16 protein-coding genes are annotated in these 19,511 nt (G+C 69.5%); 7 read left to right on the top strand and 9 right to left on the bottom strand.

The features are described 5' to 3' along the window. Positions 1-57 precede the first annotated feature (57 nt). A complete protein-coding gene (locus ACFYUV_RS10030) occupies positions 58-936 on the bottom strand; it encodes a LysR family transcriptional regulator (RefSeq protein WP_387667057.1) in 879 nt (292 codons plus the stop codon). 121 nt (positions 937-1,057) lie between these two features. Between ACFYUV_RS10030 and ACFYUV_RS10025 the strand changes: the two genes are divergently transcribed. From ACFYUV_RS10025 to ACFYUV_RS10015, 3 genes are read left to right on the top strand one after another with little or no spacing between them, the layout of a single operon-like run. Further along, positions 1,058-1,693 (top strand): disulfide bond formation protein DsbA, encoded by a 636-nt coding sequence (locus ACFYUV_RS10025; RefSeq protein ID WP_387667054.1) that lies wholly within the window; start codon positions 1,058-1,060, stop codon positions 1,691-1,693. Positions 1,694-1,739: 46 nt separating this feature from the next. Further along, entirely contained in the window at positions 1,740-2,924 is a 1,185-nt protein-coding gene (locus ACFYUV_RS10020) for an MFS transporter (RefSeq protein WP_387667052.1), read from the top strand. A gap of 11 nt (positions 2,925-2,935) precedes the next feature. After that, the gene (locus ACFYUV_RS10015; protein WP_387667050.1) at positions 2,936-4,687 is read left to right on the top strand and encodes an FAD-binding protein; all 1,752 of its coding nucleotides are present in this window, start codon (positions 2,936-2,938) and stop codon (positions 4,685-4,687) included. Between the two features lie 459 nt (positions 4,688-5,146). Here ACFYUV_RS10015 and ACFYUV_RS10010 read toward each other — a convergent pair whose 3' ends face one another. Then, positions 5,147-5,950, bottom strand: coding sequence for a hypothetical protein (locus ACFYUV_RS10010; protein WP_387667047.1), 804 nt, complete (start codon positions 5,948-5,950; stop codon positions 5,147-5,149). Between the two features lie 8 nt (positions 5,951-5,958). After that, positions 5,959-6,543 (bottom strand): TetR/AcrR family transcriptional regulator, encoded by a 585-nt coding sequence (locus ACFYUV_RS10005; protein WP_387667045.1) that lies wholly within the window; start codon positions 6,541-6,543, stop codon positions 5,959-5,961. Between the two features lie 103 nt (positions 6,544-6,646). Here ACFYUV_RS10005 and ACFYUV_RS10000 point away from each other — a divergent pair, with 103 nt between their 5' ends. Beyond that, the gene (locus ACFYUV_RS10000; protein ID WP_387667042.1) at positions 6,647-7,600 is read left to right on the top strand and encodes an NAD(P)-dependent alcohol dehydrogenase; all 954 of its coding nucleotides are present in this window, start codon (positions 6,647-6,649) and stop codon (positions 7,598-7,600) included. Between the two features lie 423 nt (positions 7,601-8,023). After that, positions 8,024-8,275, top strand: coding sequence for a hypothetical protein (locus ACFYUV_RS09995; RefSeq protein WP_387667039.1), 252 nt, complete (start codon positions 8,024-8,026; stop codon positions 8,273-8,275). A gap of 193 nt (positions 8,276-8,468) precedes the next feature. Here the strand turns inward: ACFYUV_RS09995 and ACFYUV_RS09990 are convergent, their stop codons facing one another. Genes ACFYUV_RS09990 through ACFYUV_RS09980 form a run of 3 tightly spaced genes read right to left on the bottom strand, consistent with a single transcriptional unit; the run spans position 8,469 to position 9,654 of the window. Next, entirely contained in the window at positions 8,469-8,672 is a 204-nt protein-coding gene (locus ACFYUV_RS09990) for a hypothetical protein (protein WP_387667036.1), read from the bottom strand. After that, positions 8,669-8,992 carry a YciI family protein gene (locus tag ACFYUV_RS09985; RefSeq protein WP_387667033.1) on the bottom strand — a complete coding sequence of 108 codons (324 nt, stop codon included), beginning with the start codon at positions 8,990-8,992 and terminating at the stop codon, positions 8,669-8,671. Before ACFYUV_RS09985 ends, ACFYUV_RS09990 begins: the two co-directional genes overlap by 4 nt. A gap of 53 nt (positions 8,993-9,045) precedes the next feature. Beyond that, entirely contained in the window at positions 9,046-9,654 is a 609-nt protein-coding gene (locus ACFYUV_RS09980) for a dihydrofolate reductase family protein (RefSeq protein ID WP_387667031.1), read from the bottom strand. 356 nt (positions 9,655-10,010) lie between these two features. On the opposite strand from ACFYUV_RS09980, the gene ACFYUV_RS09975 reads away from it, so the two are divergent. Next, a complete protein-coding gene (locus ACFYUV_RS09975; RefSeq protein ID WP_387667028.1) occupies positions 10,011-17,348 on the top strand; it encodes a LamG-like jellyroll fold domain-containing protein in 7,338 nt (2,445 codons plus the stop codon). Between the two features lie 86 nt (positions 17,349-17,434). Here ACFYUV_RS09975 and ACFYUV_RS09970 read toward each other — a convergent pair whose 3' ends face one another. Beyond that, positions 17,435-17,662, bottom strand: a complete 228-nt coding sequence (locus ACFYUV_RS09970; RefSeq protein ID WP_387667025.1) for a hypothetical protein — start codon at positions 17,660-17,662, stop codon at positions 17,435-17,437. Positions 17,663-17,720: 58 nt separating this feature from the next. Between ACFYUV_RS09970 and ACFYUV_RS09965 the strand changes: the two genes are divergently transcribed. After that, positions 17,721-17,873: a hypothetical protein gene (locus ACFYUV_RS09965; RefSeq protein ID WP_387667023.1), complete on the top strand. Its 153-nt coding sequence runs from the start codon at positions 17,721-17,723 to the stop codon at positions 17,871-17,873. On the opposite strand, the gene ACFYUV_RS09960 is transcribed toward ACFYUV_RS09965, so the two are convergent. Both ACFYUV_RS09960 and ACFYUV_RS09955 read right to left on the bottom strand, forming a co-directional pair. Beyond that, positions 17,874-18,686 (bottom strand): cytochrome c biogenesis CcdA family protein, encoded by an 813-nt coding sequence (locus ACFYUV_RS09960; RefSeq protein WP_387667020.1) that lies wholly within the window; start codon positions 18,684-18,686, stop codon positions 17,874-17,876. Next, a complete protein-coding gene (locus tag ACFYUV_RS09955; protein ID WP_387667018.1) occupies positions 18,679-19,461 on the bottom strand; it encodes a DsbA family protein in 783 nt (260 codons plus the stop codon). The genes ACFYUV_RS09960 and ACFYUV_RS09955 overlap by 8 nt, the downstream gene beginning before the upstream one ends. Positions 19,462-19,511: the final 50 nt, after the last annotated feature.

The raw sequence follows: 19,511 nt of genomic DNA, 5'->3' as shown, positions 1-19,511 counted from the left end.
TTGAGCAAGAGATCGCTACTATCGAGCAAGTCCGCCGCGCCTCACCCCCATGGGCAGTCAGCGGTCCGGCAGGTCCAGCAGGTCGAGGAACGCGCTCGCCGCCGGGGTACGGTCAACGCCGCTCCAGATGAGGTACTCGACGCGCATGGGGGCGTCAGTGATCTCGATGGTGGCCAGACCGGTCAGGTGGGGGACGTAGGCCGAGGGCAGCAGCGCGACAGCCAGCCCCTTCCGCACGAGCCGGGCCATCATGAAGTCCGCGGTGGTGACCTCGAACGCGACCTCACGGCTCAGACCCGCGGCGGCGAACGCCTCGTCCGACTGCGCCCGCGCGGCCGAGCGCGGAGGCAGGTCGATGAAGGTCTCGGCAGAGAGCCGGGCGAGGTCGACGGCCGGTTCGCCCACCAGCGGGTGGTCGGGGGCGACGACGGCGACCAACCGGTCCCGGGCGAGTTCACGGGCGTTGACGCCCACCGGTCGCGCGCTGGTGGGCAACCCGAGGAAGGCGACCTCGATCCTGCCCTGTCTGACCTGCTCGGTGAGTTCTTCGCTGCCGCCGACCCGGATGTTCAGCTGGACCTGGGGATATCTGTCGCGGAACCGGCTCAGTGCGTCCGGGATGTCGACGGCGGCCACGGTGGGGATGACGCCGAGAGCGAGCCTGCCGCGCACCTCGCCGGTCACCGCGGCGACGTCGGCGGCCGCCCGCTCCGCGGCGTTGAGACTCTCGCGGGCCGCCGCCACGAACGCCTTCCCGGCCGGGGTGATGCGCACGTGGCGGCTGGTGCGCTCGAACAGCCGCGCGCCCAGTTCCCGTTCGAGACTGGCGATCTGGCGGCTCAGCGCCGACTGGACGACCAGGCACTGCTCCGCCGCCCGGGTGAAGCTGTTCGTCTCGGCGACGGCGAGGACGTAACGCATCTGCTGGAGTTCCATGGATCAATGATGGTTCGGCATCGCTGAGGTGACAACAATGCGTTGGACTCATCGCCGGCGCGCCGCAAGACTCGAGTCGTGGCAAGGCCACCATCGGGACTTCGGAGGTGTACGGATCGTCATGGCCGATGCGCGAGAGAAAGTGACCGCGATCGACGTTTGGGTCGATCCGCGCTGTCCGTGGGCGTGGATCACGTCGCGGTGGCTGCTGGAGGTCGAGCGGGTCCGGCCCGTGCGGACACGGTTCCACATCATGAGCCTCTCGGTGCTCAACGAGAACCGGGAGGTGCCGGAGAAGTACCGGCAGGCGCAGATCGAGGGCTGGGGTCCGGTGCGGGTGTGCGTCGCCGCGGCGCAACAGCACGGGGAAGCGGTGCTGCGCCCGCTGTACGAGGCGATGGGAGCGCGGATTCATCTCGAGGGCGCCGGGCTGGGCCGGGACATGATGCTCGCCGCGCTGCGTGCCGTCGCCCTGCCGGACACGCTCGTCGACGCGGCGGAGGACACCCGCTACGACACGGCGTTGCGGGCCGGCCACCACGCGGGGATGGCTCCGGTCGGCGGCGAGGTGGGCACCCCCGTCATCCACGTTCCCGGTCCCGCCGGCGACCGGATCGCCTTCTTCGGTCCCGTCATCACCCCTGCGCCGCGCGGCGAGGCCGCGGGCGCGCTCTGGGACGGGGTCGTCACCGTCGCCGCGACGGACGGGTTCTTCGAGCTGAAGCGCGGCCGCGACCGCGAACCCAGCTTCTCCTGACCTCGCACTCTTCCCCGCTCGTGCGGGGACGTTCGTAAGGACACGTATGACCATTGTCAGTACTGAATCGCGCTCACAGATGCGGGCATGGCTGGGCGTCGCGGCCATCACCGCGAGCCTGTTCGTCTTCGTCACCACCGAGCTGATGCCCGTCGGGCTGCTCACCCCGGTCAGCGCGGGACTGTCCGTCTCCGTCAGCCTCGCGGGCATGATGGTGACGCTGTACGGCATCTCCGCGGGCGTGGGGGTGCCGTTCCTGGTCGCGTGGAGCCGTACGGTGAACCGCCGCGCTCTCCTCGCCATGCTGCTGGTGATCATGGCACTCGGCAACCTCGTCACGGCCGTGTCGCCGGACTTCCCGATCGTCCTGGCCGCCCGGCTCGTCACCGGGTTCGCACACGGCGTGTTCTGGGCGATCGGCGTCGCCATGGCGATGCGGCTCGTTCCCGGCGAAAAGGCCAGCAAGGCCGCCGCGGTCGTGCTCTCCGGCATGTCGATCGCCACCGTCGTGGGCATGCCGCTGGGCACGCTCATCGAGAGCCTCACCGACTGGCGCACCACGTTCCTCATCTGGAGCGGCCTGAGCCTGGCCGTGCTCCTCGCCGTCGTGCTCACGCTTCCGTCGCTGCCGTCCCAGAGCGCCATCCCGGTGCGCGAGGTGTTCGCGCTGCCGATCCGGAACGGGCGGCTGCGGGTCGTGATGATCACCGTCGCGCTGTACGTGCTCGGGCACTTCGGGGCTTACACGTTCATCCGCCCCTTCATGGAGCAGCGTGCCGGGGCGTCGGCGGCGTGGGTGACCGGGCTGCTGATCGTCTTCGGGGTCGGCGGCGCGGTCGGCAACTTCGTCGCCGGCCACACGGTCAACAAGAACATGCGCGCGACGTTCGTCGTCGCCTGCACCGGGCTCGTCACCTCGCTGCTGCTACTCGTGGTGATCGGCGACAGCCCGGCGGGGCTGGCGGTCGCCGTGGTGATATGGGGGTTGTCCTTCGGCGCCGCCAACCTCTGCCAGGTCAACATGATGCTCGCCGCGGCCCCGGACACCTTCGAGGCCGCCATGTCCCTCAACACCATGGGCTACAACATCTCGATCGCGCTCGGCGCGCTCCTGGGCGGACTGTTCGCGGACGGCTTCGGGACCACGGGCGCGGTCTGGTTCGGCGTCGCGCTGACGGCGACCGCACTACTGACCGCCTTCAGCTCGCACCGCGACGCCGCGGACGCCTGAGAGGGGCACACGTGAACACCAGCACGCACAACGGGGCCATCCGCGTGACGGCACTGGACCACATCGTCCTGAACGTCGAGGACGTCGACCGCTCGCTGCGGTTCTACAGCGACATCCTGGGCCTCGAGGCCGAACGGGTCGACAAGTGGCGCCGCGGCCAGGTCTCCTTCCCCTCGGTCCGTGTCGACGCGGCCACGATCATCGACCTCGTCGAACGCCCGCGCGGGGAGTCCAACGTGGACCACATCTGTCTGGTCGTGGCGCCGCTCGACTGGCCGGCGGTCATCGACGCCGGAGTGCTCGACGTGGTCCAGGGCCCGGTTGTCCGCTCGGGCGCCCGCGGCGACGGCCAGTCGATCTACGTCCGCGACCCCGACGGCAACACCGTCGAACTCCGCTGGTACCCCCAGGACCTCGACCAGCCCCCGCTCGACGGCGAGCTCGTGCGTGACCCGGCGGCCCGCGAGCGGGCCGCGGCCGACTTCGGCCACGTCGTGCACACCGTCCCCGAGGCGGTGCTCCGTCCCGGCTCGGTCGCGGACGTCGCCGCCGTCGTGCGGTGGGCGGCCGGCGCCGGCAGGCAGGTCGCCGCCCAGGGCGCGCGGCACTCGGTGTACGGCCGGTCCCAGGTCGAGCGCGGCGTTGTCGTCGACATGTCCGGACACAACACGATCCACCAGGTCGGCGCGGACCGGATCGTCGTCGACGCGGGCGCGACCTGGCGCGACGTCCTCACGGCCGCGCTCCGCGACGGCCGCACCCCACCGGTCCTCCCCGAGTACCTCGACCTGACGATCGGCGGCACCGTCACCGTCGGCGGCGTCGGCGGCGCCAGCTGGCGGCACGGCGTCGTGAGCGACTCCGTGCTCGCGCTCGAGGTCGTCACCGGCGACGGACACGTCCGCACCTGCTCACCCGGTGAGCACCCGGACCTGTTCGACGCCGTGCGCGCCGGACTCGGCCAGGTGGGCGTCATCACGCGGGCGACCCTGCGGCTGACGGCGGCGCCCGAGTCCGTCCGCAGGTACCAGCTCCTCTACTCCGACCTCGACGCGATGCTCACCGATCAGCGCCTGCTCCTCGACGAGGGCAGATGGGACTACCTCCAGGGCCGCGCCGTCCCCGGCCGGGAAGGCGGCTGGACCTACCTCGCCGACGGGGCGGCGCTGTTCTCCGGCGAGGCGCCCGACGACGACGCCATGCTCGCGGGACTCGCCGACGACCGCGCGAAGGCGACCATCGGCACACACGACTACCGCACCTACACCGACCGGTTCACGCCCCTGGAGAACGCCCTGCGTGACGCCGGGCGCTGGGATTCCCCGCACCCATGGCTGTTCACCTTCATCGGGGCGTCCCGCGCGGGTGCGGTCCTGGCGGAGACGCTCGCCGGGCTCACCGTCGGCGATCTCGGCGACCACGGCGTCGTCTCGGTCCTGCCGCTGCGGACGAGCGCCGTACGCAGCCCGCTGTTCCGGCTCCCCGCGGAGCCGGTGGCGTTCGCGATGAATCTCATGCGATATCCGACACCGGGCTCCGCCGACATGGCCGCCGCCATGGTGGCCGACAACCGCGCCGTGTATGAGCGGGTCGTCGCGGCGGGCGGCACGCTCAACCCGGCCAGCGCCCTGCCCATGTCCGCCCGCGACTGGCAGGCCCACTTCGGTCCGGTATGGGACCGGCTCGCCGCCGCCAAGCGGGCGTATGACCCCGGCCGTGTCCTCACCCCCGGCTACGAGGTCTTCCCGAGGCAGGACGGGTGAGGAGTTTTGTCCAGGAAGCGGCACACCGGGTGCTGGCAGAGACCGTTCGTGCGGAAAGATCCGTGGTCACTCGTGTGGTCGCCGCCGGCGTAACCTCCAAAGGCTTCCGGCAGCCGCGGCGTAGCGTGTGGTGGCTTGAGGGGTGTAGCTGAGCATCCCGGCAACAACCGGGGCCGGGGCTTGGAGTACGAGTTGACGCAGGGCGGCTCCCCAGGCGGCGCCGCCGGGGAAGCCGAGTTGCCGGAGTTGCCCTACGGCCATTCCGACCTGGACGAGCCGGATGCCGGTGAGCTGCTGGTCCGGAGTGCCGTAGGCGGAGGTGCAAGTGCCGCCGTCCCAGCCGCACTGGCCGCCGAGCAGTGGGCGGCCGTGCCGCTACCGTCCGATGCTCCGCGGCCGTCGCGTCGTCCGACGCTGACCGCATGTCGGATCACCCTGGTCGAACCCACGATCTGGAAGTCAGCACTCGACGTCGAAATCGAGCTCGTCGTAGCGGAACTCCGCGACCTGCTCCCGGGTCCCCGAGATGAGGGTGATGCAGCCGTCCCCGAAGACCGCGCTCTCCGGGATGGAGGCGAACAGCACCTTCCCGCGCGCTTCCACCGGGTTGTGCCAGGCGCGGGAGTAGCCGCCGAGCTGGATGTCGAATCTCCATCGGAGGTCAGGAATCTCCCCTATGTCATCGATGAACTCAGCCACCAGGCGGGCCCGCTCGGCGTCCCCCTTGACGTAGTCGGCCGCTTCCGCAACGTCGGACCAGCGAAGACCGGCAGACCAGGTGATGCCAGGAACCGCGTAGAGCGGGAACGACTCGTGAGCCTTCGCCTGCGAGTGGCGTTCGACGGTCTCGGTGCCTGGCGGCAGGTGGATGACGACGCCTTCGTCGAGGTCGGTGATCTCGGCGAGGATGACCAGGTGGCCGTCGGCGGGAAAGCCGATGTCGAGGACGCCGGTGGGCAGGGCGGCGCAGTCGATGGTCACCACGTGCGGCACGTATGAGGGCAGTTCCAGGTCCTTGGGCAGATGGGGAAGCCCGACGGCACGAGCGGCCGGACGGGCGTTCTTCTTCAGCTCTTCCGGCAGTTCGTCATGGGGGCAGAGGTAGACACAGGGGCGCAGGAGGCGAATGAACGCCTCGGTCACCGGTTCGGGTAGGTCAAGGGCCCGTCCGGCGTCGAGGACGGCTTCACGCACGCTCACCTTCATGGAGGTCACAGTGCCATGCGCCACTGACACCCTGCGCACCGGCCAGGTGCGGGTCACCTGATCCGTCATGCCGGCCGGCCGCTGATGCCCTTGATCGCGATGTCCAGCAGCCGGTCGGCCTGACGGTCGTCCTCGTGATGCTCGGTGGCCAGTGAGATGGCGTTGACGAGCGCGAGCAGGTCCTCGGCGCGGATCCCTGGGCGTACGGCGCCTGCCTGTTGTGCTCGTCGCAGGAGTTCGCGCGCCGCTTCTGTGATCATCGCCTGGCAGCCCTCGTTCTGCTCCAGCAGGTCGGCATCCCGGCTGCCGTGCAGCAGCGAGGCGGCCAGACCGCGACTGGCGCTCGCGTAGGCGTTGAGGTCGCCCAGCCAGGTCAGGAGCGCGGGGCCCGGCTCGCTCTGCTCGGCGCGTTGTGCCGCCATGGCGCACAACTCCTCGACGCGGTCATGGAAGACGGCTTCGAGCAGGGCGCGACGGGAGGGGAAGAGGCGGTGCAGCGTCGCCGATCCTGTCCCGGCTTGACGGGCGATCTCGTTCAGGGCGGCGCCGGCGCCGTCACGTGCGAAGACGTCCCGGGCCGCGCTGACGATGCGGTCGTAGTTGCGCTGGGCGTCCGCACGCAGGGGCTGCCGCCGGGTGGTGTGGGGCATGGCCTCCTCCAGGTTTTGACAAGTGGGCTGGCGCTCCGGTTAGAGTAGCCGAACCATAAGTGGGCCGCCAGCCCACTTATGCTCGAAGCGACTGGGAGAGATCATGCGCGCCGTCCAATACACCCGTTTCGGCCCTCCCGAGGTGCTGCGCGTCGACGACGTGCCCACACCTCGGCCCGGGCCAGGAGAAGTGCTCGTCGAGGTCCGTGCCGCGAGCGTGGACGCCGGCGAACTCGCCTTCCGCGCAGGCCGGCTGCGCGGCATCGCCCGCGCCCGATTCCCCCGCGGCCTGGGAGGGGACTTCACCGGCCGCGTCGCGGCCCTGGGGCCCGGTGTACCCGCCTGGAGCGTGGGAGAGGAGGTGTGGGGGCTGATGCCGCACTTCGCCTTCGGCGCCATCGCCGACTACGTGGCCGTCCCCGAACAGCGGCTCGCCCGAGCCCCCGAGAACCTGAGCCTGCTCGACGCCGCCGCCCTGCCCTCGTCCGGCACCACCGCCCTCACCGCCCTGACCGACAAGGCCGGCCTCACCAGCGGTGAACGGCTTTTGGTCCGCGGCGCCACAGGCGGCGTCGGCAGCATCGCCGTACAACTGGGCAAGGCGCTCGGCGCCCACGTCACCGCGCTCGCCGGCGCCCGCAATCTCGGCTGGGTCACCGAACTCGGCGCCGACGCGGCCCTGGACTACCGCACGACCCGGCCTCAGGACCTCGGTCATTACGATGTGATCCTCGATGTCGTAGGCACCGATCTCGGCGCCTACCAGGCCCGGCTCGCCCGGCGTGGCCGCATGGTCGCGCTCGCCTTCGACCAGGACCGCATCCTGGCCTCCATGGTCACCACGGGACTGCGAGCCGCCCTCTCGCCCCGGCGCATGAAACTCTTCAGCAACAACCCCTCCCCCGCGCGGATCACCGAGCTCACCGCCTCCGCCGAGGCGGGTAGCATCCGCCCTGTGATCGACACGGCCTACCCGATCGGCGACGTCGCAGAGGCTCACCGACGACTCGAAGCCGGCGGAGTCCGCGGGAAGCTCATCATCGACATGCAACGCTGACCTGACGAGCGAGAGCGCTCTGTTGGCTTCGAGGGCCGTGATCGACTTCTGGCGGGTGCCGTTCCAGGATGCCAAGCGGGGCGGGGATGCGACGTCCCGGAGCAGGTGGATCCGGCTGCACTACGGCTGTTACTGCCCCCACCAGGAGGCCTCGGGTAAGGGATCGATTCAGACGAACGTGCGTCGTCCTTGGAGTCCACGGTGCGGAGAATGCAAGACGGAAATCGCGGTTGATGCGGAGGTTCCCTCGGTCCGGCTCTTGGTCTGAGTCCCCGATCGGACGGTATGCGGGCATGATGACCGCGACCCGGTGAGGACATGTCCAGATCCGCGTGTCATGCGATGACGACGTCCGGCACCGATGAGTCCATGGCGATCCCTCCTCGATACGGTCGTGCCGTGACTGGGCGGAAAGGCCGATGGGTGAAGGCTGACCAGGACGGCGGCATCGAGGACGCGACCCTGCTCATCTTGGAGTGGCTCGCCGAGCAGGGCATCAATGCGATGCTCAGGGTTGATGCCGAGAGGCTGGCGGCGGGTCGGCATTCCTGGACTTTCGCGGCGAGCGGCGGCCCGCTGGAGGCGGGCATGCGGGCCGACGGCGCCAGCGCCGCGCTGTGTCTGTCGACGGCAGTCGCCCGGCTGCGCGAGCTCGGCGTGGTCGTGCCGTTTTGATCACGATCACGTGTGCGTCCCTGGGTGCGGGCATGCCGAGGTGGATCGGGGCGACTCTGGCGAGTCGACGGGTCTGGTCTCGCTTCTGACGCAGGAAGGTGAGGGTGAGGTCGATGCCTTCGATCTCGCCGAGGCGGGGCAGCATCTTCGGGTTGATGTTGATCACGGGACATCGCAGGCAGGCTTCTCTGAACTAGAAGTGCCGGGTGCTGGTTCCGCTCTCGGGCAAGGCGGACGGCCATTCACGATGTTGAATATCCGGGTGGTGGACTGGACGCGGTTGGAGGACGTCTTCGGGGCGGCCAATCAGATACCCGTGCTCCTGGCTCGAGTCGAGCAGGGGTCCGACGATGTCGCCTGGCAGGAACTCGGTGATCGCCTCCTCGACGCCGCTCACAGGAACGGCCGCACCTCGATCTTCCGATCGCAGACCTTCGACGCCTCCGCGGCGAGCTTGAGCGCCACATCCAGATCGGGGGCCTCCCACACCCAGACGCCGGCGAGATACTCCTTCGACTCCACGAAAGGCCCATCGCTGACCACCGCCTGCTCGCCCCGGTTGTCGATGACCGTAGCCGCGTCGGTGTCCGCGAGCCCGCCCGAGAAGACCCAGTAGCCCTCGGCGATCAGCCGTTCGTTGAACGCGCTGATGGCGGGCTGCCTGTCCGTGCTGCCCGGATCGCTCTTGTCATCGATCACGGAAACCAGGTACCGCATTTGAAGGTCAACTCCTGTGGTGTCAAGACAGCGTGGTCCGATGGCCAGGGACTTCAGGCCGTCGCATACTGCGGGCGCCCGGCCGGCCGGTAGACCTGGATCGACACACCCTTGGAGTCGACCCGCGATTCGACCAGGTCGAGCGCAAGATCCGGGCCCGCGTCGGGGAACAACCGCGCGCCCTGGCCGACAACCACCGGGATCACGATCAGAGTCATCTCGTCGACCAGGTCGTTCTCCAGCAGCCACTGAATCAGGATGCCACTGCCGTGCACCTGCAGCTCACCCCCGGGCTTGGCCTTCAGCTCACTGACAGCCGCCGCGAGGTCACCGCGGAGAACGGTCGTGTCCTGCCAACGCGGGGTGGTGAGCATGGTCGAGGCAACGTACTTGGCGGCCTCGTTCAAGGCCACGCCGATGGGATGTGCACGCATCTGGTCGATTGCCCCCCAAGAGCCGGCGAACAGCTCATAAGTGCGCCGGCCGAACAGGAACGCCTCGGCGCGCTGAAATGCCTGCGTGATGAACGTCCTGGTCTCGTCGTCACCCTTCCCCCGGGCCCATCCGCCGCGCTCGAATCCGTTCCCGCGGTCATCCGACGCGGCGCCGTTTCCCTGCATCACTCCGTCGATGGTGACCTGAGTCATGGTCGTCAGCTTCATGTCGCGGTTCCTTCGCCGTGGCGCCGCCCCCTGCGGGCGGCCTCACCCCTGCTACGAACGCCACCGCCCCGATCCGACACACCGACGCGGACACCAGCGGCGAACGCATTGGATGCGGAGAATTTCAACGATGGCGCGGGGGGCGACGCTGGGACCGAATCAGACGCTGGAACTGCGCCATGGCGTTGACCTGGCAGGATCCGCTTCGGTAGAGCAAGCCGTCGCTGTGACGCCAGGACGCTCGAAGCGTGGAGCGGGGCGCATGCGATGGCCGGATATGGCCACGGCAATACGTTGACCTAGCGCTAGCTTCCGATCATCGTCAAGGGTGCTTCGGCGGGCGAGGAGGGGTGGTCATGGCGGCTGGGGATGCGATGGTCAAGGTCTACGGCGACCGCGCTTACAAGTACGTGGCGATGGTTCGCCATCAGGGCACCACTGTGGCGTTGGCGATGGACGCGGCGCGGCGGATCGTCTACAACGTCCTGAACCTGGCCAAGCAGGATCCGGCCAAGGGAGAGCTGGACGCGGCCTACTGGGCCGACAACCCGGCCGAACTGCCGTTCCCGCGCGAGATCACCGAGGTCGGCCACGCGATCGCGGGCGCCACGATGATGCCCACGGTCAAGCGCGGCGGCCGCATCGAGGCGGGGAAGGACGAGCAGCTCGAACCCGAGGAGATCGACTCGTTCCTCTCCACGACCGCGCGGCTGTCGGCCGCTGCACCGTTCCAGGTGCTCTCGGACGGCAGCTACGTGATCGTCCTACGCCAGTCGATCGGCGACGGCCACGGCGACTCGGTGTTCAAGCTGACCGGCGGCGGCTGCTCGGCCGACGCGGCCAGGAAGGACTACGTGCTCAGCGGCGGCAAGCAGGTGCCGCTGGTGCGTGACACGCTGCTGGTCGACCGGTTCCTGCTGGTCGACGGCAAGCTCAAGCCGGTGCTCGAAGTGCGCTACCGGCGCAGCCGCCACGCCACCAAGCCTGACTCGGCCAAGGACACCCTGGGCACCGAGGACATGGAAGGGCGGCCGTTCTACGAGCCGACCAGGGAGTTGTCCTTCATCAGGAACCTGAAGGAGGGCCGGTTCACCGCGGTGCACGTGCCGACCGCGACGAACGAGATGTGGCGCTGGCAGGTGTTCGCGCACAACGACGCCACGGGACGCGTCGACTGCTTCAACGTCGAGCGCGGCGCCGACGGCTGGTTCAACACCCAGGGCACCCGCTTCTACACCAGCCCCGACGCCAAGTACCGCGACGCGGTCTTCGAGCGCAGCCCTGGAACGTGCCCGTTCACCAACCGCGAGCTGGTGCCGGTCACGGGCGCGACAGGTCACGCCGAGACCGCGCTGCTCTTCGACGGCAAGACCGGCCGCGTCGACCTGGGCAGCCCGGCCGCCCTGGCGTTCGGCGCCGGGCCGTACACGATCGAGGCGTGGATCAAGCCGGCCGCCCACGACGGGCTCGTCCTGGGCAAGGGCGTGGCCTGCCAGTTCGGGACGCGCCAAGACGGCACGCTCTTCCTCGCGCACGACGCCGTGCCCTTCTCCGTGGCCACCACCGACACCGTCACGCTGAACGAGTACTCCCACGTGGCCGCGGTCTTCGACGGCGCCGACGCGACCGTGTACATCAACGGGCGGCCGAGCGCCACCGTTCGCCTGCCGTACCGGGCCGGGAAGGCCACGCAGGTCCTGATCGGCGCGACGGACGTCAACGGCCAGCCGAGCAAGTTCTTCAACGGCGAGATCGACGAGGTCCGCATCTGGGACCGCGCGCGCCCGGTGGCGGAGCTGAAGCGCGATCTCGACCACCGCCTCATCGGCAACGAGCCCGGCCTGGTCGCCTACTACCGCCTCGACGAGGGCCTCGGCACCGTCGTTCACGACCAGAGCGACAACGGCCTGCACGGCACGGCGCACTCCTCGGTGTGGGTGGCCTCGCAGGCGCCCGTGGGCGACCACCCGGGCGTGCGCCGCGACAGCTTCACCGTCAAGGGCAGGAACGTCGCCTCCGGGCTGGCCTCCGTCGTCTACCACCAGCAGCAGTCCACCACCACCGGGTACGGCACCGCCCCCAAGCCGGTCAAGATGCACACCCGTGTGCTCCTGGCCTTCGCCACCAAGGCGACCGGCGACAAGGAGGCCCAGGTGGCCACCCTGGACTTCGGCGTGGGCCGCGACGGACGGCTGACCCAGGTGAACGACGTCCTCGACCTGCCGGTGCTGCAGCGGCCCCCCGCCAGCCAGGACCTGGACGCGATCAGCGTGCTGGAGCAGCGGGTCGCCTCGCTGGAGGCCGAGATCCTGAGCCTGCCCAGGGACATCGACGCGCTCAGGGCGGACGCCGCGAACGTGCCCGCGTTCACGGCCGACCGCGACCGCCTCGCCCGCGACGTCGTGTCCATCCAGACGACCATCGACGGGCTGAAGGACAAGCTGACGTCCTGGCGGTATCGGCTGCGGTTCAACAGCAGCAGGGAGACCTGGCAGGAGCTCTACATCACGGTCCGGGGCGACAGCCTCGACAACGAGGCCCCGCTGAGCAAGGTGGTCGACGGCAGCTCGCGTTCCGGCCTGTGGGTGTTCGAGGAGACGGGCGAGACCCACAACGGCCGGACCGTCTACTTCATCAAGAACGTGCTGTCCGGCAAGGACATGAACGTGCAGGGCGACAGCACCACGGACGGAGCGTCCGTCATCCAGTACCAGCGGCTCTTCAAATCGAGTTGTCAGTTCTACTTGGTGCCGGATGGTGACTGGGTCAGGATCCTTGCCCGCCACACCAACTTTGCGATCAGCTCCGCACTCGGCAGGGTCAGCCAGATGCAGGGCGCCACGATCATGGAATTCGGCCAGATCAAGATGATCCGATCCGGCATGGTCGACGGCTGGGAAGAGCGGCTCAAAGACGCCCAGCACGCGCTGCAGAAGGCTCAGGCCGCCCTGGACGCGGCGCTCAGGGCGCAGACCAGGATCGACGAGCTGACCCGTCGGCTGGCGGCCAAGCAGGCCGAGCTGACCAAGGTCAGCGCCCAACTCGCCGCGATGACCGGCGCCACCAAGGGCGACCCCGACCTGACCGTGAACCTGCCGCTGCTCGACCTCGACCGCACCGGCCTGAGCTGCTCCGGCGCCCTGCTGGGCTTCGCCCGCTGCGCCGACGCGCCCACCCTGCTGGACAGCGCCAACGGCAATGTCGTGCTGTACTACCGAGGCGCCAACGACCAGTTCTTCGCCGCCTACCTGGACACCCAGGTCAAGCCGTCGGTTCAGGAACTGGTCAGCGGCGGCAGCGCGGTCCTGTTCACGGCCAAGGACGCGGCCATCGACCTCGGCTCGTTCACGATCACGGTGACCGACGGCGACGCCCCGAGCCGCTGCGACCTGACCATCACCGCCGGTAATGAGAGCGAGGTCTGGAAGTCGCTGCCGCGCGACACCGCGCGCATGGCGGCCGTCCTCGCCGGAAACGCGGCCGAGCCGGTCAAACTCGGCTTGATCACAACAACGGCCCGCGACACGATGACGCTGGCCGAGCCGCTGGCGGTCGACGTGCCGGAGCGGGCCCACCTCATGATCGGCACCGGGACCGGGTTCCGCGCGGCCTCCCCGCACGCCGTGGGCGAGAAGACTCTCACCCTGACCTCGGCCGGCGGGGCGATCAGGTTCCCCGCGCAGGTCTTCCTCATCGCCTACGACTACGACCAGGCCACCAGCTCCCGGCAGGGCGCGACGCTGTCGTCGGGCTCACGCCTGCTCACCCTCACACCCGGGAGCATCACCAGCATGCCGAACGGCAAGGCCAGGAAGCTGGTCACCGGGCACGGCAGCCGCTGGCGGGGCGAGATGCCCGGCCGCACCTACTCCTTCGACGGCCGCCAGCAGCACCTGCGCCTGCCCGCCACCCAGCTCGACCGCGTCACGACGACCGGCGACCTGACCATGGAGGCCTGGGTTCACGCCTCGCCCATGTCCGGCACAGCCAGGATCCTGAACGCCAACGCCGGCGGCTCGCAGTACATGCTGGCCCTCTCGGAAGCGCCCCGGATGACCGCGCGGGTGTTCAAGGGCGCCTCCGAGGACGCCTACGAGCTGAGCGACAACATCGACCTGGCCGGACGGGACTTCACCATCGAGATGTGGGTCCGGCGCACCACCGCCCGTGCGGTCGTCGAACCGCTGCTGGTGCACGGCGAGATGGGCGGAGCGCAGAACCGGACCCTGCACCTGCAGATCACCTCCGACAACTCCTTCGGCTTCTGCCTGTACGGCGATGACCTGCACAGCCCCGCGAGCGCCCCGGATCTGAACTGGCACCACTGGGCCGCCGTGTACGAGCACGCCACCCGCTCCCAGATCATCTACCGCGACGGCGTCGAGGTCGCCCGCCGCGTCTCCAACGCTCCGTACTCCGGCAAGGGCCCGATGCGCCTGGGCGTCAGGAACTTCAACACCGAGCACCTGAGCGGCGAGATCGACGAGGTGCGCCTCTTCGGCCGGGTCAGGACCGAGGCCGAGATCACCATCGAACGCAACCAGCGGCTGTCCGGCCGAGAGCCCGGCCTGCTGGGTTACTGGACCTTCCCCGGCCCGTCGGCCGTGCAGTCCCCGATCAAGGGCCACCAGGTGCTGGCCGGGGTCGGCAACCGGACCCTCCGCAGCCGCGACGTCTTCCCCTGCGGTGAGTGGGCGCACCTCGCGGCCGGTTTCGAGCAGTCGTGGGGCATCCGGTTCTCCGGCGGCGCGTACCTGGAGGTCGACAAGGACGAGGCGCTCGACCTGCCGGAGGACCTGACCATCGAGGCGTTCCTCAAGGTCGACCGGCTGGGGCAGCGCATGGGCCTGATCTCCAAGGGCGAGACGGAGATGGGGATCGGCGTGCCGTACCAGCTCTGTGTCCAGGGGGACGGCAAGCTGCAGTTCTCCTTCGTGGAGCCCGACGGCAAGGTTGTGCGCTTCACGTCCAACCGGGCGATCGGCGCGAACGCCTTCCATCGGGTCGCCGTGGTCCGCCAGGGACGCCAGGTCGCGGTCTCCTCCGTGACCCAGACAGCCGACGCCCAGCCCTGGACGGACATCCGCTTCTACATCGACGGCCAGGGCGCCGGCGCCGAGAGGTACACCGGCCCCGGCGCGCAGGGCAACTCCGGGGGCCTGACGATCGGGCTGGCCCGCGACGCGGGCAAGGTCTCCGCGCTGTCCGGCTCGCTGGGCGAGGTCAGGCTGTGGCGGGTGGCCCGCAAGGACGCCCAGATCGGCCAGGCCGTCACCGGCCACGACAAGGGCCTGGTGGCTCGCTGGGGATTCGAGGAGAACACCGGCAACGTCACCTTCGACGACGGCAACACCTACCCGGCTCGCCTGCGCCGCGCCGCCTGGACCGTCGACCCGGACCAGAACGCCAGCCGGCTCCGTGTGTACCGCAACGGCGAGCTCATCACCTGTGACCCGGGCACCGGTGCCGGCGACTACGGCGACCAGCAGCTCACCCTGGCCGCCCGGCTGTCCGGCGGGACGGTGAGCGAGCCGTTCGGCGGCAAGCTGGAGGAGGTGCGCATCTGGCGTACCGTGCGCACCCCCGAGCAGATCCTGGACAGCCTCTTCACCCGGCTCCATGGCGACAAGCAGGACCTCATCGCCTACTGGCCCTTCGACCGCGACTCCACCACCGACGCCTCCAAGCAGATCCGTGACGAGGGCCTGCGCGGCAACTCCCTGGACTTCCCCGCGTCCCGTCCCACGCTGATGCTGTCCAACGCGCCCATCTCCACCGACAGCTCCCAGGTGCGCTCGGCGCTGGCCGCCATCCGCACCCCGTTCCACGACACGATCACCTCGTCCCCGGCCGTGGGCGAGTACGCCGACGCGCAGCGCACGGCCAAGGGCGTGTCGTTCGGCGTGCTCAAGCGCTGCTACGGCTACCTGCGTGACGGGCGCTGGTACCTCGTCACCGGGTACAAGGTCGGCAGCCTGGTCTCGGAGTGGGTGGGCCAGGTTCAGTTCGACCCGCAGCTCATCGGCTACATCGAGAGCGCGCCCCCGGTGCCGTCGGAGAACCTGACCGGCGCCGACTCGTGGGCCGGCGCCTCCAGCGTCGAGTTCAACGAGGCCAACCAGGTCGTCTACAGCCTGTCGTCCAACCGCACCAGCAGCGTCGACTTCGCCTTCAACCTGGCCTTCAGCATCAACAACGCCGAGAACCTCCTGGCGATCACCGCACCCGGAGGCATGGGAACCGCCACCCCGCTCGCGAAGGTCACCCACACCGGGAACTTCAAATTCGGCCTGGAGTTCTCCAACGCCTGGTCGAGCGAGGCGAAGGTGTCGCAGGGCGTCAACACCACGCGCGCGGCCAAGCTGCGGCTCACCGGCCATCTGGAGGACGCCACCAAGGTGCTCAACTCCGCCATCGGCCGCCGCTACGTGCCGGCCAACGTGGGATATGCGCTGGTGCAGTCGGAGACGGCCGACGTCTTCGCGCTGCGCCTGGCCCACACGGGCGCGCTGGTCGCCTACCGGATGCTGGCCAATCCCGACATCCCCAAGGACTGGAACATCATCTCGTTCCCGGTCAACCCTCGCTACACCAAGCAGGGCACCTTGGACGGCGCGGTCGGCTTCGACGACCGCGGCAAGGTCTGCGATCCCGACTATCCGACCGCCATCGACTACGGGCAGTACAGCTTCTTCAAGCCCCGGGAGGCATACGCGCTCAAGCGCAGGATCATCCGCGAGCAGGAGCGGTTGCGCGCCTACTACGAGGGCGTCTCCACCGAGACCCACCACGCCGACCCCACGGGCAAGCAGGCCCGTAAGGTCCTGCGCGCCATGGGCATCAGCGAGCCGCCCGCCCCGCCCGCGCGGGACGCCAGCCCCAACCCCATTCCCGCGGGCTTCTCCCACCGCGACCTGGTCAACACCTACGTCTGGACCGCCCAGGGCGGCTTCTTCGCCGAGACCACCCAGGCCACGGACGCGGTCACGGAGACCCATACCGGCTCCTACTCGTTCAAGGCCACGCTGAGCGCCGCCTACGAGGTGGGCTTCGAGATCAAGGGGAAAGGCGCGTCATTCGGCTTGGAGGCGTCCTTCGCCGGCGGCACCTCGGTGACGCGGGCCAGGAGCAAGGACGCCAGCCGAGGCTTCGGCCTGACCGTCGAGTGCGCGCCCTCGGGCGACCTGCAGCGCTACGACAACGGCAAACCAGTCTTCAACGCTCAGGGCAAGCCCGTACTCGTGCCCGGAAAGGTGGACGCCTACCGCTTCCTCACCTTCTACCTCGGTGAGAGCAGCGCCAACTTCGACGACTTCTACAACAAGGTCGTCGACCCGATGTGGCTGACGAACAGCAGCGAGGCCAACGCCGCCGCGCTGCGGCAGGCTCGCCAGTCGGTCGCCAAGCCGCCCTGCTGGCGGGTCATGCACCGGGTGACCTACATCAGCCGGGTGCTCCCGCCCGTGCCGCCGCCCGGCGCGCCGCCGCTGGAGAAGGCGATCAGGGCGGAGAACATCGACAGCAACTACGAACTGATCCAGCGCCTGGATCCGTACGTCCGCACCTCCGCGACCCGCGCGTCGGACCTGGCGGTCGCGACCCGGGCGGCGCTCGCCGCGCGCCTGCCCGAACTGCTGCCGCACGCCGACGACGTCATCGCCTATCTGGCCCAGTACTACGGACTGGACCTCTGATTCCACCACCTGCCGCCCCTCCTGGTCCGGGGGGCGGCAGGTGCCACATCTCCCATGGTTTCCGGCGTACTCCGGCCGGACCCGCATCACGTGAGATGTGACCTGTGGCGGGCACGTCCGCCGAGCAGGTACACGGCCGGCAGAACCACGATCATGGCGACGTTTCGCGGCTTGGTGACGGCGGATCCGATCTTGCTCATGGCCTCCCGGGCCATGAGAGCGCCACCAAAGCGCCATCGAAGCCCATGACCTGTATCGGGCGGGCAATTGGGGGTACGGCGCGCTTCGACCGAGAAGATGACGGGGGCCGGCATGCCCGAGATCGTGGACGAGAGCTTGGCCATCCGGCTGGTCGAGTGAGGTGCGGACACCGTGTTCGGACTGCCGGGCGACGGCATCAACGGCCTGATGGAGGGCTTTCGTCAGCAGCGCGAGAAACTCCGGTTCGTCCTGGTGCACCAAAGGAGGGCAGCGGCGTTCATGGCGTATGTCTTGCCTTCTTGTGGCCAGGGAGGGTCCGCGTGATCATTTCCCTGTTTTTCGCAGCCGCCGAACAATGAGTACGGCCAGAGCGACTCCTGCGCCCGCGACGACCAGCAGATCCGGCACCGATACGGCTGCCGCCGCCTGCTGGAGGCCGGCCTCCCATGCCTCGGGGATCGGCATCGTCAGGGTCCGGGTGCCGTCGAAGGCCAGGAAGAGCACGCCGAGGACGATGAAGACAAGCCCGGAGGCCACGGTCGTGGTGTGCAGGCGCAACCCGCCGAGCCGCAGGCCACGGCCGCGCAGCCAGCGCCGGCGGCCGAGGTCGAAGCGCTGCCACACGAGGGCCAGAGCCAGCAGGGGCGCGGCCATGCCCGCCGCGTACAGAGCCAGCAGCACGGCGCCGCGCAGCGTGCTGCCGGACGCGGCGGCGATGGTGAGCACCGCACCGAGCACCGGCCCGGCGCAGAACCCGGCCAACCCCGAGACGGCGCCCAGCGCCAGCACGGCACCAGGCGAGTCCCCGCGGACATGGCCGCGCAGCCGTTCCAGCGGACCGATCGCCCAGCCCTGCCCCGTCAGCTGCAGCACACCGAGCAGGATCAGCATCACTCCCGCTGCCGTGATCAACACGTCTTGGTGGCCGTAGAAGAACCCGGTGACCAGTGCGGAGCCCATCCCCAGCGGGACCAGCACCGCGCACAGGCCCAGGTAGAACAGAAGCGTGCGGCCGACCAGGGCGGCATTCCCAGGGAAGGCATAGGCAAAGAAGGCGGGCAGCAGCAACGCACTGCACGGGCCGAGGAGGGCGAACAGCCCACCCAGGAAGGCAGCGGCGTACCCGACCTCACTCATGGCGGGCCTTCTCGATCTGCTTGACGAACTCCGACAGCGGCTGGGCTCCGAAGAAGAACGTGCCGTTGATCAGGAACCCCGGGGTGCCGGGCATGCCGAGCTGGGCGCCGAAGGCGAAATCCTGCTCCACCGCCTCGCGCAGGGCCGGATCACGGCGGTCGGCGTCGAAGGCGGCCATGTCGAGGCCGATCCTGGCCGCCAGCGAGCGCAGCTTCTCCTCGCCGAGGCCACCGGACTGGTCAGCGTAGACCGCGTCGTGGAAGGCCCAGAACTTACCTTGCCGAGCCGCCGCGCGTCCGGCGATCGCGGCCCGCATGGACTGGCGGCCCTGGGCGGGGAAGTCGCGCCAGAACAGCCGTACGACACCCGTGTCGATGTAGCGGCGGCGCAGCTCGGGCTCGATCTCGCGGGCGAATCTTCCGCAGTTCACGCACTTGAAGTCGCCGAACTCGACGATCGTGACGGGCGCCGACGCCACACCGCGGGCCAGGGAGTCATCGATCGGCGGAACCGTCGGCCCCTCCCAGGTCGGCGTCGGTTGCGCGGCCTCCTCCGACGGCTCGACGGTGTGCGTCGCGCCCGCGTCCGGCGACTCGGCGATGGTCGGTGCCGACTCAGTGACGGCTACGGGGCCGCCGACGCCGGAACCGGAGTCCGGAGGCCGATCCAGTGCGGCGACCGCCAGCACACCCAGCACCACCGCTGCCGCCGCCGTCATGGCCAGCACCCGGCCACGCGGACCGAGACGGGTCCGCTCGACAGGCTCTTCTCTCACGTGCCCCGTCCTTCCTGATGTCAGGGACAGGATCTCGCAGTCCCGGCACG

Source organism: Nonomuraea sp. NPDC003560 (assembly GCF_042878785.1).
Lineage (GTDB): Bacteria > Actinomycetota > Actinomycetes > Streptosporangiales > Streptosporangiaceae > Nonomuraea.
Note: the sequence above shows the minus strand (reverse complement) of the source record. Positions and strands in the feature narration are given on the sequence as shown.

Bases quoted from the DNA above. Each gene is read 5' to 3' on its own strand.
- ACFYUV_RS09960 (WP_387667020.1), bottom strand. From the start codon at position 18,686: ATGAGTGAGGTCGGGTACGCCGCTGCCTTCCTGGGTGGGCTGTTCGCC.
- ACFYUV_RS09970 (WP_387667025.1), bottom strand. From the start codon at position 17,662: ATGCCGGCCCCCGTCATCTTCTCGGTCGAAGCGCGCCGTACCCCCAAT.
- ACFYUV_RS10005 (WP_387667045.1), bottom strand. From the start codon at position 6,543: ATGCCCCACACCACCCGGCGGCAGCCCCTGCGTGCGGACGCCCAGCGC.
- ACFYUV_RS10000 (WP_387667042.1), top strand. From the start codon at position 6,647: ATGCGCGCCGTCCAATACACCCGTTTCGGCCCTCCCGAGGTGCTGCGC.
- ACFYUV_RS10025 (WP_387667054.1), top strand. From the start codon at position 1,058: ATGGCCGATGCGCGAGAGAAAGTGACCGCGATCGACGTTTGGGTCGAT.
- ACFYUV_RS10020 (WP_387667052.1), top strand. From the start codon at position 1,740: ATGACCATTGTCAGTACTGAATCGCGCTCACAGATGCGGGCATGGCTG.
- ACFYUV_RS10030 (WP_387667057.1), bottom strand. From the start codon at position 936: ATGGAACTCCAGCAGATGCGTTACGTCCTCGCCGTCGCCGAGACGAAC.
- ACFYUV_RS09980 (WP_387667031.1), bottom strand. From the start codon at position 9,654: ATGAAGCTGACGACCATGACTCAGGTCACCATCGACGGAGTGATGCAG.
- ACFYUV_RS09985 (WP_387667033.1), bottom strand. From the start codon at position 8,992: ATGCGGTACCTGGTTTCCGTGATCGATGACAAGAGCGATCCGGGCAGC.
- ACFYUV_RS09975 (WP_387667028.1), top strand. From the start codon at position 10,011: ATGGCGGCTGGGGATGCGATGGTCAAGGTCTACGGCGACCGCGCTTAC.